We start from the raw sequence: 14,112 nt of genomic DNA on the forward strand, positions 1-14,112 counted from the left end.
CCGACCCGGCCGTGTGCCCGTTGCGCCCGTGTGCCCGTACGGCCCTCACACCTTGGCGCCGGGACCGCTCTCCTCGTCGTACGTGGAGGTGCCCGAGTCCAGCAGCGGTTCCTGGGACTTGAGGTGCGCGGGGGCGAAGGCGCGCAGCACGTGGTAGCCGGTGATGACGACGATGGTGCCGAGCGCGATGCCGCTCAGCTGGAAGGTGTCGGTGAACTTCAGCGAGACGCCGCCGACGCCGATGATGATGCCCGCGGCGGCCGGTACGAGGTTCAGCGGGTTGCGCAGGTCCACCTTGGCGTTGATCCAGATCTGCGCGCCGAGCAGGCCGATCATGCCGTACAGGATGACGGTGATGCCGCCGAGCACGCCGCCCGGGATCGCCGCGACGACCGCGCCGAACTTGGGGCAGAGCCCGAAGAGCAGGGCGAAGCACGCCGCCGCCCAGTAGGCGGCCGTGGAGTAGACGCGGGTCGCCGCCATCACGCCGATGTTCTCGGAGTACGTCGTGTTGGGCGGGCCGCCGACCGCGGTGGACAGCACGGAGGCCACGCCGTCGGCGGAGATCGCCGTGCCGAGCTTGTCGTCGAGGTTGTCGCCGGTCATCTCGCCCACGGCCTTCACGTGCCCCGCGTTCTCCGCGATCAGCGCGATGACGACGGGCAGCGCCACGAGGATCGCCGACCACTCGAAGCTCGGCCCGTGGAAGGAGGGCAGGCCGACCCAGTCGGCCTTGCCGACGGCCGACAGGTCGAGGCGCAGGTGGTCGACGACCTTGCCGGAACCGTCCGCCGAGTGGATTTTGCCGAAGACCTGGTCGAAGACCCAGGAGATGCCGTAGCCGAAGATCAGCCCGAGGAAGATCGCGATGCGCGAGAAGAAGCCGCGCAGGCACACCACGGCCAGCCCGGTGAAGAGCATGACCAGCAGCGCGGTCCACTGGTCCTGCGGCCAGTACGTGGAGGCGGTGACCGGCGCCAGGTTGAACCCGATCAGCATGACGACCGCGCCGGTCACGATCGGCGGCATCGCGGCGTGGATGATCCGCGCCCCGAACCTCTGCACCGCGAGCCCCACCACGAACAGCGCGGCGCCGACGACGAGGACCGCGCCGGTCACCGTCGCGCTGGAGCCGCCCTGCGCCCTGATGACGGCGGCGACGCCCACGAAGGAGAGCGAGCAGCCCAGGTAGCTGGGCACCCGGCCGCGCGTGGCGAGCAGGAAGATGACGGTCGCGACGCCCGACATCATGATGGCCAGATTCGGGTCGAGACCCATGAGGACGGGCGCGACGAAGGACGCCCCGAACATCGCCACCACGTGCTGGGCGCCGAGCCCGAACGTCCGCGGCCACGAGAGCCGCTCGTCGGGCCGGACGACCGCGCCGGGGGCGGGCGTACGGCCGTCCCCGTGGAGTTTCCAGCGCACGCCGAGATCCATGGTGAGTGTCGCTTTCTGTGCGCCGAGCCGGGCCGAGCAGGGCCGTGATGTGGCCCGAAATGATCGACGCCATGTTAGTGCGACATCAGTGCTGCTTCGTTCCGGCGCGGAGACGGCCGCCCCCGCACCCGCGGCGTCAGGTCCGCGGGCCGGGCGCCGCCGCGTCCGCGGGGGCGGCCTGCGCCGCCTTGCGGCCGTCCGTGCGCAGGACGCCCGCGAAGACCGTGAGGCCGCAGGCGAGCAGCGTCACCAGGCCGAAGGAGGCCACCAGGCTCGTCGCGTCCGCGAGCGTGCCGATCGCCGACGGCGCGATCAGGCCGGAGGTGTACGTGATGGTGGCCACGCCCGCGATGGCCTGGCTCGGGTTGGGACCGCTGCGCCCGGCCGCGGCGAAGGCCAGCGGCACCACCACCGCGATGCCGAGGCCGAGGAGCGCGAAGCCGCCCATCGCCATGGCCGGGTGGGACGCGACGACCACGAGGAGGCCGCCGAGTACCGCGAGCACCCCACCCGCCCGCACCGTGCGCACCGCGCCGAACCGGTTCACGACCGCGTCGCCCGCGAGCCGCGCGACGGCCATGGTGAGCGTGAAGCCGGTGGTGCACGCGGCGGCGGCACCGGCGGACGTATCCAGGACGTCCCGCAGGTAGACCGCCGACCAGTCCAGGCTCGCGCCCTCCGCGAAGACCGCGCAGAAGCCGACGGCGCCGATCAGCAGCGCCGACTTCGGCGGCAGCGAGAACCGCGGCGGCGTCTCCGCCTCCGGTTCCGCCTGGAGGTCGAGGACGCGCCGGCAGGCGACGAAGCCGATCGTGGTGAGCGCCAGGGCGGCGAGCGCGTGGTGCAGGCGGGCGTCGGAGCCCAGGTGCGCGGCGACGGTGCCTGCCGCGGAGCCGATCAGGGCGCCGACGCTCCACATGCCGTGCAGCCCCGACATGATCGACTTCCGCATCAGTGTCTCGGTCTCGACGCCGATCGCGTTCATCGTCACGTCCGACATGCCCGAGGTCGCCCCGTACACGAACAGTGCCAGGCAGAGCGTGAGCAGGTTCGGCGCGAGTGAGGGCAGGATCAGGGCCGTCGTCCACATCGCGAGCAGAGCGCGCAGCGCGTTGCGAGCGCCGAAGCGGTGGCTGATCCGGCTCGCGAGCGGCATCGCGAGGGAGGCGCCGATCGCCGGGAAGGCGAGGGCGAGACCGAGCATGCCCGCGCTGACCGAGGCGTGCTCCTGGATCCAGGGCACCCGGGTCGCGAAGGAGCCCGTCACCGCTCCGTGCACGCAGAAGACGGCCGCCACGGCGATCCTGGCCTGCCTCAACCGGTGCTTGTCGTACACCACTTCACTCATCCTGCTCCGCCCCTCGCGAGTGCTGCCCCGATACGGCGACGTAAACTATCAGGAACCCTGCCTGATAAATAGAACGTTTCTGTGGGAGGATCCGGCCATGTCTGTCTCGCCTGCCTCACCGAGTACCGCCCGGGCCATCAACGACCGGCTGGCGCTGGGTCTCCTGCAGAGCGAAGGGCCCCTCACGGCCAACCAGTTGAAGCAGCTCACCGGCCTTTCGCGGCCCTCGGTGGCCGACCTCGTCGAGCGCCTCCAGGGCTCCGGACTCATCACCGTCGTCGGGGAGGCGGGTGCCCAGCGGCGCGGCCCGAACGCCCGGCTGTACGGGATAGTCGCCGACCGCGCCCACCTCGCCGCGCTCGACGTGCGCACCGACGGCGTCGCCGTCGTCGTGACCGATCTGCTCGGCGCGGTGCTGGCCGAGGCCTCCGCGCCCATCGGTGACGACACCGGCACGGACCCCGCCGTCGAGCGCGCCGTCACCCTCGTCGAGCGGACGGCCCGCGAGGGCGGCGTCCAGCGGCTGCACACCGTCGGCATCGGCGCCCCGGGCCTCATCGACCCCGCCACCGGCGACCTGCACGACACCACCGCCCTGCCGGCCTGGCACCGCCGCCTCGCCGGAACCCTCACGGAACGGCTCGGCGCCCGCGTCCTCGTGGAGAACGAGACCAACCTCGCGGCCCGCGCCGAACGGCGCGACGGCGCCGCGCACGACCGGGACACCTTCGTCCTGCTCTGGCTCGGCGACGGCGTCGGCGCGGCCGTCGTCCTCGACGGCGTGCTGCGCCGGGGCTCCTCCGGAGGCGCGGGCGAGATCGGCTTCCTGCCGGTCCCCGGCACCGGCTCGCTGCCCTCCGCCACCGGCTGCGAGGGCGGGTTCCACTCGCTGGCCTGCGCCGCCGCGCTCCGCGAACTCGGCGCGGAGCACGGCCTGTGCCCGCCCGGCAGGTCCGCCGCCGACCTGCTGCGGCACGCGGTGGAGACCGATGAGGGCGGCTTCCTCGACGCCGTCGCCGACCGCATCGCCGTCGGCGCCGCCGCGGTGGCCGCGATCCTCGACCCCGGCTGCGTCGTCCTCGGCGGCGAGCTGGGCCGCGCGGGCGGCACCGCGCTCGCCACCCGCGTGGGCGCCCGGGTCACCGCCATGTCGCCCCTGCGCACCGAGGTGCGCGCGAGCACGCTCGGCGGCGCCGCGGTACTGCGGGGCGCGCTGCTCGCCGCGCGGGACGCGGCGCAGGACGACCTGTTCGGACCGCGCCCGGGGCGGTGAGACCAGGGGCGCGCCGAGCGCTCTGAGGACGCGGAGTTCCTGGCGGGACTACCGCCGCCCGCCCGACCGCACCGCCAGGTACTCCTCGAACGTGCCCTTGCCCACGGCCCGGTCCGGGGCCAGATGGCCGCCCGCCCGCGCCGCCCGGTACGTCGCGCCCGCGAGCCGCACCGGAAGCAGCCTGCGCCGCTTGCCGCTCGCCCGCAGATAGGCGCGGGCCAGCTCGGGGAAGGTGCGGACCTCGGGGCCTCCCATGTCATCGACCCGCCCGGCCGGCGGCGCCGCGGCCAGCTCCGCGAGGCGGGCCGCCACTTCGGCGACCTCGATCGGCTGGTCGCTGACCCCCGCGGGCAGCAGCATGACGGGGAGCTTCGCCGAGACCTCCATGATCCTCAGCACCAGATCGTGGAACTGCGTGGTCCGCAGCACCGTCCAGCCGAGCCCGGAGTCCTCGATCAGCCGCTCCACCGCGAGCTTCGACTTGTAGTAGCCGAGCGGTACCCGGTCGATGCCGACGATCGAGATGTAGACCAGATGCGCGACACCGGCCTTCCGTGCCGCCGCGAGCAGGTTCCGGGCGGCCTGCTCGTCGCCGCCGCGCGGAGTGGTCGCGCAGTGCACGATGACGTCGACGCCCGCCACCGCCGCGTCGAGACCCGCGCCGTCGCGCAGGTCGACGGCGTACGGCCGGGTGTTCCTGCTGAGCACCCGCACCTCGTGGCCGTCCGTCCGCAACCGCTCGGTCACGAGGCGGCCGAGGGTGCCGGTGCCGCCGGTCACCAGGATCGTGGTCATCTCACAGCTCCTTCGCAGTACGGGCGCCGCGGGCGCTACGCGGCGGCCAGTTGGCGCTCCACGAACACCAGCTTGTCCGGATTGACCACCGAACGTACTCCGGTCACCACCCCGTCGCCGCCTTCGAACGCGGCGATGGCCGTAATCCGCCCCGCCGTACGCATGACCAGCGCGGGCGCGCCGTTGACCTCCGCGTACGAGATGTCCGAGGCGGCGCCGATCCGCCCGACCACGCCGACCAGGAAGCGCAGGACGTTCTCGCGCCCGAGGATCGGCGTGCGGGCCGCGGCCGCCTTGCCGCCACCGTCGCCCCACCACGTCACGTCGCGGGCCAGTATCCGCTCCAGGCCCGCGACATCCCCCTCGCGGGCCGCCGCGATGAACGACTCGACGAATCTCTGCCGCAGCTCGTGCCCCGGCTCGAAGCGGGACCGCGCGTCGGCGACCGCACGGGCCGCCCTGCGGTACAGCTGACGGCAGTTGCTCTCGCTCGTCGTCAGGACGTCCGCGATCTCCCGGTGGCTGTACCCGAACGCCTCCCGCAGCACGTACACGGCGCGTTCCTTGGGCGTGAGCCGCTCAAGGAGGACGAGCAGCGCCATCGACACCGCCTCCCGCTGCTCCGCCGACTCCAGCGGCCCGAGCGTGCCGCCGGAGGTGACGACCGGCTCGGGCAGCCACGTCCCCACGTACTGTTCGCGGCGGGCGCGGGCCGAGGTGAGCCTGGTCAGGCAGAGGTTGGTGACGGTCTTGGCGAGCCAGGCGGCCGGCTGCGCGATGTCGGCGCGCCGCGCGCCGTTCCAGCGCAGGTACGCGTCCTGCACGGCGTCCTCCGCCTCCTGCGCGGAGCCGAGTATCCGGTAGGCGAGGCCGAACATCCGGGGGCGGTGGGATTCAAACTCCTCGGCCAGTGCCGTTGCGGTGCTCACGCCCACAGGGTGCCAAATCCCCGCGGCGTGAGCACTCAACGAGACTCAAGGAGGCTCAGCAGGCGCCGAGATCCTGCCAGACGCCCCAGGCGCCGCCGGCCCCGGGCTCCTCGCCCTTCGTCCACCACTTCGCCTTCCAGGTGTGCGACTTGTGGGAGACGGAGGTCCCGCTGCCGTACTCGGCCGATGCACTCCACGCGGGGGCCGTGCACGTGCCAGGACCCGGCGGGTCGGTCGGCCCTGGCGGGTCGGTCGGACCGGTGCCGCCCGGCTCGACGGGGGTGGTGCCGCGCGCCAGGTCACCGGCGAGCGCGTACGTCGTGCCGCTGATGTTCACCGTCCAGTTCCACGGCGTGGACGTCGGCAGGTAGTAGTTGAAGGAGAGGTCCACGGAGGCGCCGGGTGCCAGCGACTGCCAGGCGGGCAGCTTCAGCGAGACGCGGTGGAAGTCGCCCTTCAGCCCGCCCGCGTTGCTGCCGGTGTGGTCGCTGCTGATCACCTTGGTGCCGAAGCCCGACTGGTCGGAGGCGTTGCCGGGGGCCGAGGTGGAGTAGTCGAACTGGAACTCCGTGCCGCCGGGCAGCGCGGTCTTCGTGTTGTTGGTGATCTTCACCTTGGGCGTGATCGGGTAGTTGGAGTCGCCCAGCTTGAAGTCCCCGAACTCCACCCCGATGTCGACGGCCTTGGTGGGCAGTTCCTTGTTCGAGACCTTGGCGCCGTACGGCTTCGCGGCCTTGAACTTGTCGTGCATCAGCGAGGTGAGCGTGTCACCCATCTCGTACTGGCCCTTGGCGGCGTTCCACCGGTAGTCGCCCGCCATCTCCCAGACCATCGTGCCGCCGATGCCCCGGTCGACGACGTAGTCGGCCTTCTTCGCCACCGACTCCTCGTCCTCCGTGGAGAGGAAGACCTTCTTGTCGGCGTTCCACAGCCAGGGCGCGACGAGCGAGGAGCTGTACTTGCGGGCGTAGGTGCCGGTCAGCCTGGTGTCGGCGGGAAAGCCGTACTTGGTGACGTAGTCGCCGACGATCCCCTTCTCCAGGTTCTTGGCGTGCCACATCGGGTTGGAGCCCGCCGGGGACTCCTTGCCGTTGTCGTCCTTGTCGTGCCAGAGGTTGTCGATGCCGACCGCGCCGTCACCGCACTTGGTCAGGCCCGATCCCGCGGGACAGCTCGTCGCGGCGGCCTTGCCCCACAGCCCGTCGGTACCGCCCTGCACGTTCTTGAAGCCGCGGGTGTAGTACGGCAGGCCGATGTTGATGCGTCCCGCGGGCATCGAGCCGCGGAAGTAGTGGTACGCCCAGTCGGTGTTGAGGTACCCGATGCCGCCGTACTGCTGGGAGCCGTACACGTTCGCGGCCGCGAGCTCGGCGTCCTCGCCGTCGTCGAAGAGCGAGGCGTTGGGGCCGACGTACTCGTTCCAGGCGCCGTGCAGGTCGTAGGACATGATGTTGACGTAGTCCAGATACTTCTGGACCTGGAAGGTCTCCATGCCGCGCAGCAGATAGCCGGACGAGGGGGCCGCGACGGTCAGCATGTAGTGCTTGCCGTCGGCCGCGCCCGCGCTGTCGAGCTTCTGGCGCAGGGACTTCATGAGCGCCGCGTAGCCCTTGACGAGCCCACCGCGGCGGGCGTTGGAGAGGGAGTAGTCGAGCGGGTTGCCCGCGTCCTTCATCGAGGTGGGGTACTCGTAGTCGATGTCGACGCCGTTGAAGCCGTACTTCTTGATGAAGGAGACCGCCGAGTCGGCGAAGGTGTCGATGCCCGCCTGGTTCACCGAGCCGTCGGCGTTGGTGGCCATCGAGTAGAAGCCGCCGGAGTTCACCCGCTTGCCGTCGTCGCCGAAGTACCCGCCGGTCTCGGCCCAGCCGCCCACGGATATCAGCGTCTTGACGTTCGGGTGCTGCTTCTTGAACTTGTTGAGCAGGTTGAAGTGGCCCTTGTAGGGCAGCGCCGGGTCCATCTCGGCGCCCGCGACGCCGGGCCAGGTCATGCCGGTGGCGGCGTTCGTGGCGCTGTCGGAGCCGACGGAGAGCTTGTTGTCCTTGTCGACGTGGCCGAAGGCGTAGTTGACGTGGGTGACCTTGTCCCACGGGATGTCGGAGGCGAGGTAGGCGGGCTCGCCGTTCTTGCCGGTGCGCCAGCCGGTGAAGTAGCCGATGACGCGCCGCTGGTGGTCGGCGCCCATCTTCTCGCGTCCTTCGCCGTCGTAGACGGAGCAGTAGGGGACGTTCACGCCGGGCGTCCGGTAGAGGCCGTCGGGGCGGCAGGACGCGTCGTCGGCGGCGGAGGCGGGCGAGGCGCCGCCGGAGACCAGCCCGAGCAGCATCCCGGCGACGGCGGCGCCGGACGCGAGCAACGTGGGTCTCGCGCGGTTGGGGGACGGCAAGGGGGCCTCCTGAGACGGTGCGGAGTGCGAACGGGGCGGAACAACACAACTGGCAAAGATGTGAATCGTTCCGGGGCCCGGTGTGCGCACACCGTTGGCTCCGGCTCCCTCTGAGGTGACGCAGAGATTAAGAGGACTAGACCAGTGCGTCAATAGGTCTGGACCAAGTTGGTTGAATGATGGATCTGTGATCCAGGCCACAGGCGGTCGCCCGTATGGCCCGCTACCGGCCATGGCACACTGGCCTCGTACCAGAAGCAGCGCACTCCGGGGTCGGTGTAATTCCGAACCGGCGGTTACAGTCCGCGACCCGGCCGCCTCCAGCGGCCGGTTGACCAGGTGAAATTCCTGGACCGACGGTGAAAGTCCGGATGGGAGGCAGTGCGCGGCGGGCGGGCATCTTTGCACGCCGTCGTAGTTGGCTCGTTCCTGGCGTTGCCAGGAACGGTTCCCGGATTTTCCCGGGACACGTGTCCATTCGGCGTCGGCGTTGCCACAGGTGTCGTCGCCCGTACGTTCTGTCGTCATCGACAGGCCCCGGAGTCCGTGCCCGAAGAGGCAGGAGGACCCGGTGGCGACCGCCGCAGCCGAAACAGCCGCGATGCAGCGTGCCATCACGCTGGCCGCGCACGGACTCGGCTCCACCAGCCCCAACCCCGTCGTCGGCTGTGTCGTCCTCGACGCCGCGGGCGAACCCGTCGGCGAGGGCTGGCACCAGCGCGCGGGCGGCCCGCACGCCGAGGTGAACGCGCTGCGCGCGGCCGGCGAACGGGCCCGCGGCGGCACCGCACTCGTCACCCTCGAACCCTGCAACCACACCGGCCGCACCGGTCCCTGCGCGCAGGCCCTCATCGACGCCGGAATCGCCCGCGTCCGCTACGCCGTCGCCGATCCGAACCCCGCCGCGACCGGCGGCGCGCAGACCCTGCGGGCGGCCGGGATCTCCGTGGAGCAGGGCCTCCTGGAGGCCGAGGCCGCCGAGGGGAACGCCGCCTGGCTGACCTCCGTACGGCTCGGCCGTCCCCACGTCACCTGGAAGTACGCCGCCACGCTCGACGGCCGCACCGCCGCCGCCGACGGCACGAGCCGCTGGATCACCTCCGCAGAGGCCCGCGCCGACGTGCACCGGCTGCGCGCCGAGTGCGACGCCGTCGTCGTCGGCTCCGGCACCCAGCACGCCGACGACCCGCACCTCGCCGCGCGGGGCGTCGACGGCGCCGTACAGCCGCTGCGGGTCGTCGTCGACACCAACGGCACGGCCGTCGCGCCCGGCGCCCGCGTCCTGGACGACGCGGCGCCCACGCTGATCGCCGTCGCCGAGGACGTCACTCCCGCGTACGAAGAGGCGCAGACCGTCCGGCTGCCCCGCGCCGAGGGAGGGTTGGCGATCCCGGCCCTCCTCGACGCGCTCCACGCGCGCGGCGTGCGCTCCGTCCTCCTCGAAGGCGGCCCGACGCTCGCCGGGGCCTTCGTCGCCGCGGGCGCCGTCGACCGCGTCGTCGGCTACCTCGCCCCCGTCCTGCTCGGCGCGGGCCCCGCCGCCCTGACCGGCGGCGGAATCACCACCATCACCGAAGCGTTGCGGCTCGACGTGCGCGACACCGTCCGCCTCGGCCCCGACCTGCGCATCACCGCGACCCCCGCAACGAAGGAGCACTGAAGTGTTCACCGGAATCGTCGAAGAGCTGGGCGAGATCACCGCCGTCGAGAACCTCCCCGACGCCTCCCGCTTCCGGCTGCGCGGCCCCGTCGTCACCGAGGGCGCGCGGCACGGCGACTCCATCGCCGTCAACGGCGTCTGCCTGACCGTCGTGGAGCACGAGGGCGAGGAGTTCACCGCCGACGTGATGGCCGAGACCCTGAACCGCTCCAGCCTCGGCGCGCTCACCGTCGGCTCCCGCGTCAACCTGGAGCGACCCACCTCGGTCGGCGCGCGCCTCGGCGGCCACATCGTGCAGGGCCACGTCGACGGAACGAGCGAGATCGTCGAGCGCAAACCTTCCGAGAACTGGGAGATCGTCAAGATCTCGCTCCCCGCCGACCTGTCCCGCTACGTCGTCGAGAAGGGTTCCATCACCGTCGACGGCGTCAGCCTCACCGTCGTCGACGCGGGCCCCGACTACTTCACCATCAGCCTCATCCCCACCACCCTCGCGCTGACCACGCTCGGCATCAAGCAGCCCGGCGACCCGGTCAACCTCGAGGTCGACATCATTGCCAAGTACGTCGAGCGCCTGCTCGGCGACCGGGTCCCGGCTCAGGAGGCCGCCAAGTGAACTGGCTCAACGCCGAAGCCTTCACGGCCTTCGACCAGCACATCCTGTGGTCCGACATGATCGGCAACACCGTCGGCCTGATCGCCCTCGCGCTCGGCTGGCGGCGCTCGATATGGACCTGGCCCGCCCAGTTCCTCTCCGGTGTCATCCTCGTCGCCGCGTACGCGTCCGCCCAGCTGTCCGGCGGTGTCGGCAAGCAGCTCCTCGTCATCGGCGTCGCGGTGTGGGGCTGGCGGCAGTGGACGCGCGGCAGGCAGCAGGCGCAGGACGGCTCCATCGCCATCCGCTTCGCCACCTGGAAGGAGCGGGGCGTCCTGCTCGCGGGCACCGCCGTCGGCACGCTCGCGGTCGGCGCGCTGTTCAGCGCCGTCCCCGACCTGTCCTGGAACCCCTGGCCGGACGCCTACATCTTCGTCGGCACGCTCGCCGCGATGGTCGCCCAGGCCCGCGGGCTCGTCGAGTTCTGGTTCGCCTGGCTGCTCGTCGACGTGGTGGGCGTACCGCTCGCCTTCAGCAGCGGCCTGGCCTTCTCCGGCCTCGTGTACGTCGTCTACCTCGCCCTCGTCCTCTGGGGCATGCGCGACTGGTGGCTGCGCTCCCGCGCGGCGGCCTCGCGGCCCGTCATGGAAGGAGCCCCGGCATGAGCGCGGCACCGATCTGGTACACCACCGACCCGACCGAAGACCTCTCCCTCGACCCGGTGGAGCTGGCCATCCGCGACATCGCGGCAGGCCGCCCCGTCGTGGTCGTCGACGACGAGGACCGCGAGAACGAGGGCGACCTCGTCATCGCCGCCGAGAAGGCGACCCCCGAGATCGTCGCGTTCATGATGAGCGAGTGCCGCGGCCTGATCTGCGCGCCGATGGAGCCCCTCGAACTCGACCGGCTCCGCCTCCCGCAGATGGTCGAGCACAACACCGAGTCGATGAGCACCGCCTTCACCGTCTCCGTCGACGCGACCGCCGCGCACGGCGTCAGCACCGGCATCTCCGCCGCCGACCGCGCCACCACCCTCCAGCTACTCGCCTCGGGCGGCGCCGAAGCCGACGACTTCGTGCGCCCCGGCCACATCTTCCCGCTGCGCGCCAAGCCCGGCGGCGTCCTTGCGCGCAACGGCCACACCGAGGCCGCCGTCGACCTCGCCCGCCTCGCGGGCCTGCGCCCCGCCGGTGCCATCGTGGAGATCGCCGGCGAGGACGGGAAGATGCTCCGCCTGCCCGAGCTGGTCCCCTTCGCCCGCAAGCACGGCCTGACGATCATCTCCATCGAGGACCTGATCGCCTACCGCCGCTCCTCGGAGCCCACCGTCCGCCGCGAGGCGGAGGTCCGCCTTCCGACCGCCTTCGGCGACTTCACCGCCTACGGCTACCGCTCCACCGTCGACGGCGTCGAGCACGTCGCGCTCGTCCACGGCGACCTCGGCGACGGCGAGGACGTCCTCGCCCGCCTCCACTCCGAATGCCTGACCGGCGACGTCTTCCACTCCCTGCGCTGCGACTGCGGCCCGCAGCTGGAGGCGTCCATGCGGCGCATCACCGACGAGGGGCGCGGCGTCGTGGTCTACCTGCGCGGCCACGAGGGACGCGGCATCGGCCTGCTCTCCAAGCTGCGCGCGTACGAACTCCAGGAGCGCGGCAGCGACACCCTCGACGCCAACCTGGAGCTCGGCCTGCCCGCCGACTCCCGGGACTATGGCGCGGGCGCGCAGATCCTGCGCGACCTCGGCGTACGCGGCGTACGGCTGATGACCAACAACCCCGACAAGACCGACGCGGTCCTGCGGCACGGCCTGAAGGTCACCGGGCGCGAGCCCATGCCCGTCGAGGCCGGCGAACACAATCTCCGGTACCTGCGCACCAAGCGGGACCGGATGGGGCACGACCTGCCCTGGCTGGACGCCACCGAAGTGTCCGCCTGCGGCAACCAGTAACACCGACACGGCCAGAGGATCTGAAGGAGAAGCGCGTGAGCGGCAAGGGTGCACCCGAACTGAGCGTGAAGAACTGCGGCGACCTGCGGGTCGCGGTGATCGCCGCACAGTGGCACGAGAAGGTCATGGACGGCCTGGTCGACGGCGCCCTGCGCGCCCTGACCGAACTCGGCATCAGCGAGCCCACCGTGCTCCGCGTGCCCGGCAGCTTCGAGCTGCCCGTAGTCGCCAAGGTCCTCGCGGGCCGCGGCTACGACGCGATCGTCGCGCTCGGCGTCGTCATCCGCGGCGGCACCCCGCACTTCGAGTACGTGTGCCAGGGCGTCACGCAGGGCCTCACCCAGGTCTCCGTCGACACCGGGGTCCCGATCGGCTTCGGCGTGCTGACCTGCGACACCGAGGACCAGGCACTGGACCGCGCGGGCATCGAGGGCTCCCGCGAGGACAAGGGCCACGAGGCGGTCACCGCGGCCGTGGCCACCGCCACCACGCTGCGGTCCGTCTCCGAACCCTGGCGCTGAGGGGGACCGTCCTGCCGCGTAGAGTGGCGACCATCATGTCCAAGAAGACTTTCGAGGAGCTCTTCACCGAGCTCCAGCACAAGGCCGCCAACGGCGACCCCGCGTCCTCCCGCACCGCCGAGCTGGTCGGCAAGGGCGTCCATGCCATCGGCAAGAAGGTCGTCGAGGAGGCCGCCGAGGTCTGGATGGCCGCCGAGTACGAGGGCAAGGAAGCCGCCGCCGAGGAGATCTCGCAGCTGCTCTACCACGTGCAGGTGATGATGGTCGCCCGCGGCATCTCCCTCGACGACGTCTACGCCCACCTCTGAGCCGTACGCTCGACTCGTCCCCGTAACCCACCAGTTAAGGAAGCTGACCTCATGCTGCGCATCGCCGTCCCCAACAAGGGTTCACTGTCCGGACCTGCGTCGGCGATGCTCCATGAGGCCGGATACCAGCAGCGCAAGGAGTCCAAGGAGCTCGTCCTCGTCGACCCCGTGAACGAGGTCGAGTTCTTCTACCTGCGGCCCAAGGACATCGCGATCTACGTCGCGACCGGCCGCCTCGACATCGGCATCACCGGCCAGGACCTGCTGATCGACTCCGGCGCCGACGCCGAGACGATCCTGCCGCTCGGCTTCGCCCGCTCCACCTTCCGCTTCGCCGCGAAGCCGGGCACGGCGAGCGGCATCGAGGACCTGTCGGGCAAGACCGTCGCCACCTCCTACGAGGGCATCGTCGCCAAGCACCTCGCCGAGAAGGGCGTCGACGCCGCCGTCGTGCACCTGGACGGCGCCGTCGAGACCGCCATCGAGCTGGGCGTCGCCCAGGTCATCGCGGACGTCGTGGAGACCGGCACCTCCCTGCGCAACGCCGGTCTCGAAGTCTTCGGCGAGCCGATCATGCGCTCCGAGGCGGTCGTCATCCGGCGCACCGGCGCGGACGGCGACGACCCGAAGGTCCAGCAGTTCCTGCGCCGCCTCCAGGGCGTCCTGGTCGCCAGGGCGTACGTGATGATGGACTACGACTGCCGCGCCGAGCACCTGGAGCAGGCCGTCGCCCTCACCCCCGGCCTCGAGTCGCCGACGATCTCCCCGCTGCACAACGAGGGCTGGGTCGCCGTCCGCTCCATGGTCCCCGCCAAGGAGGCCCAGCGGATCATGGACGACCTGTACGCCATCGGCGCGCGGGCCATCCTGACCACGGCCATCCACGCCTGCCGCCTCTGACCC

Annotated in this window: 13 protein-coding genes and 1 riboswitch; of the genes, 8 read left to right on the forward strand and 5 right to left on the reverse strand. The window is 71.5% G+C overall.

The genetic code is table 11. The features are described from left to right. Positions 1-45 precede the first annotated feature (45 nt). The gene (locus AC07DI_RS30145) at positions 46-1,440 is read right to left on the reverse strand and encodes a uracil-xanthine permease family protein (RefSeq protein WP_478907341.1); all 1,395 of its coding nucleotides are present in this window, start codon (positions 1,438-1,440) and stop codon (positions 46-48) included. A gap of 136 nt (positions 1,441-1,576) precedes the next feature. After that, entirely contained in the window at positions 1,577-2,788 is a 1,212-nt protein-coding gene (locus AC07DI_RS30150; protein WP_384258026.1) for an MFS transporter, read from the reverse strand. 97 nt (positions 2,789-2,885) lie between these two features. Between AC07DI_RS30150 and AC07DI_RS30155 the strand changes: the two genes are divergently transcribed. After that, a complete protein-coding gene (locus AC07DI_RS30155) occupies positions 2,886-4,061 on the forward strand; it encodes an ROK family transcriptional regulator (RefSeq protein WP_478907344.1) in 1,176 nt (391 codons plus the stop codon). 48 nt (positions 4,062-4,109) lie between these two features. Here AC07DI_RS30155 and AC07DI_RS30160 read toward each other — a convergent pair whose 3' ends face one another. Genes AC07DI_RS30160 through AC07DI_RS30170 form a run of 3 tightly spaced genes read right to left on the reverse strand, consistent with a single transcriptional unit; the run spans position 4,110 to position 8,174 of the window. Then, complete coding sequence (locus AC07DI_RS30160; protein WP_384258030.1) at positions 4,110-4,856, reverse strand: SDR family oxidoreductase; 747 nt, start codon at positions 4,854-4,856, stop codon at positions 4,110-4,112. Between the two features lie 35 nt (positions 4,857-4,891). Beyond that, entirely contained in the window at positions 4,892-5,785 is an 894-nt protein-coding gene (locus AC07DI_RS30165; RefSeq protein WP_478907346.1) for an RNA polymerase sigma-70 factor, read from the reverse strand. Positions 5,786-5,840: 55 nt separating this feature from the next. Then, positions 5,841-8,174 carry a chitinase C-terminal domain-containing protein gene (locus AC07DI_RS30170; RefSeq protein ID WP_478907348.1) on the reverse strand — a complete coding sequence of 778 codons (2,334 nt, stop codon included), beginning with the start codon at positions 8,172-8,174 and terminating at the stop codon, positions 5,841-5,843. Positions 8,175-8,432: 258 nt separating this feature from the next. Next, positions 8,433-8,563: riboswitch (FMN riboswitch) on the forward strand. 212 nt (positions 8,564-8,775) lie between these two features. Here AC07DI_RS30170 and ribD point away from each other — a divergent pair. From ribD to hisG, 7 genes are read left to right on the forward strand one after another with little or no spacing between them, the layout of a single operon-like run. Beyond that, positions 8,776-9,834: a bifunctional diaminohydroxyphosphoribosylaminopyrimidine deaminase/5-amino-6-(5-phosphoribosylamino)uracil reductase RibD gene (gene ribD / locus AC07DI_RS30175; protein WP_478907442.1), complete on the forward strand. Its 1,059-nt coding sequence runs from the start codon at positions 8,776-8,778 to the stop codon at positions 9,832-9,834. Between the two features lies 1 nt (position 9,835). Beyond that, positions 9,836-10,450, forward strand: coding sequence for a riboflavin synthase (locus tag AC07DI_RS30180; protein ID WP_478907350.1), 615 nt, complete (start codon positions 9,836-9,838; stop codon positions 10,448-10,450). 56 nt (positions 10,451-10,506) lie between these two features. Further along, positions 10,507-11,094 (forward strand): nicotinamide mononucleotide transporter family protein, encoded by a 588-nt coding sequence (locus tag AC07DI_RS30185; RefSeq protein ID WP_384258102.1) that lies wholly within the window; start codon positions 10,507-10,509, stop codon positions 11,092-11,094. Continuing rightward, on the forward strand, positions 11,091-12,380 hold the full coding sequence (locus AC07DI_RS30190; protein WP_384258039.1) for a bifunctional 3,4-dihydroxy-2-butanone-4-phosphate synthase/GTP cyclohydrolase II: 1,290 nt from the start codon (positions 11,091-11,093) through the stop codon (positions 12,378-12,380). The genes AC07DI_RS30185 and AC07DI_RS30190 overlap by 4 nt, the downstream gene beginning before the upstream one ends. Positions 12,381-12,415: 35 nt before the next feature. Beyond that, positions 12,416-12,901 (forward strand): 6,7-dimethyl-8-ribityllumazine synthase, encoded by a 486-nt coding sequence (gene ribH, locus AC07DI_RS30195; RefSeq protein ID WP_384258041.1) that lies wholly within the window; start codon positions 12,416-12,418, stop codon positions 12,899-12,901. Positions 12,902-12,936: 35 nt separating this feature from the next. Then, a complete protein-coding gene (locus tag AC07DI_RS30200) occupies positions 12,937-13,209 on the forward strand; it encodes a phosphoribosyl-ATP diphosphatase (protein WP_165257686.1) in 273 nt (90 codons plus the stop codon). 51 nt (positions 13,210-13,260) lie between these two features. Next, on the forward strand, positions 13,261-14,109 hold the full coding sequence (gene hisG, locus AC07DI_RS30205; protein ID WP_384258045.1) for an ATP phosphoribosyltransferase: 849 nt from the start codon (positions 13,261-13,263) through the stop codon (positions 14,107-14,109). The last annotated feature ends 3 nt before the right edge of the window (positions 14,110-14,112 follow it).

The sequence above is a fragment of the Streptomyces sp. NPDC044106 genome (assembly GCF_056433985.1).

Excerpts from the sequence above, each read along its gene's own strand:
- AC07DI_RS30145 (WP_478907341.1), bottom strand. The coding sequence starts at position 1,440 with ATGGATCTCGGCGTGCGCTGGAAACTCCACGGGGACGGCCGTACGCCC.
- AC07DI_RS30150 (WP_384258026.1), bottom strand. The coding sequence starts at position 2,788 with ATGAGTGAAGTGGTGTACGACAAGCACCGGTTGAGGCAGGCCAGGATC.
- AC07DI_RS30155 (WP_478907344.1), top strand. The coding sequence starts at position 2,886 with ATGTCTGTCTCGCCTGCCTCACCGAGTACCGCCCGGGCCATCAACGAC.
- AC07DI_RS30160 (WP_384258030.1), bottom strand. The coding sequence starts at position 4,856 with ATGACCACGATCCTGGTGACCGGCGGCACCGGCACCCTCGGCCGCCTC.
- ribD (WP_478907442.1), top strand. The coding sequence starts at position 8,776 with ATGCAGCGTGCCATCACGCTGGCCGCGCACGGACTCGGCTCCACCAGC.
- AC07DI_RS30185 (WP_384258102.1), top strand. The coding sequence starts at position 10,507 with ATGATCGGCAACACCGTCGGCCTGATCGCCCTCGCGCTCGGCTGGCGG.
- AC07DI_RS30190 (WP_384258039.1), top strand. The coding sequence starts at position 11,091 with ATGAGCGCGGCACCGATCTGGTACACCACCGACCCGACCGAAGACCTC.
- AC07DI_RS30200 (WP_165257686.1), top strand. The coding sequence starts at position 12,937 with ATGTCCAAGAAGACTTTCGAGGAGCTCTTCACCGAGCTCCAGCACAAG.
- hisG (WP_384258045.1), top strand. The coding sequence starts at position 13,261 with ATGCTGCGCATCGCCGTCCCCAACAAGGGTTCACTGTCCGGACCTGCG.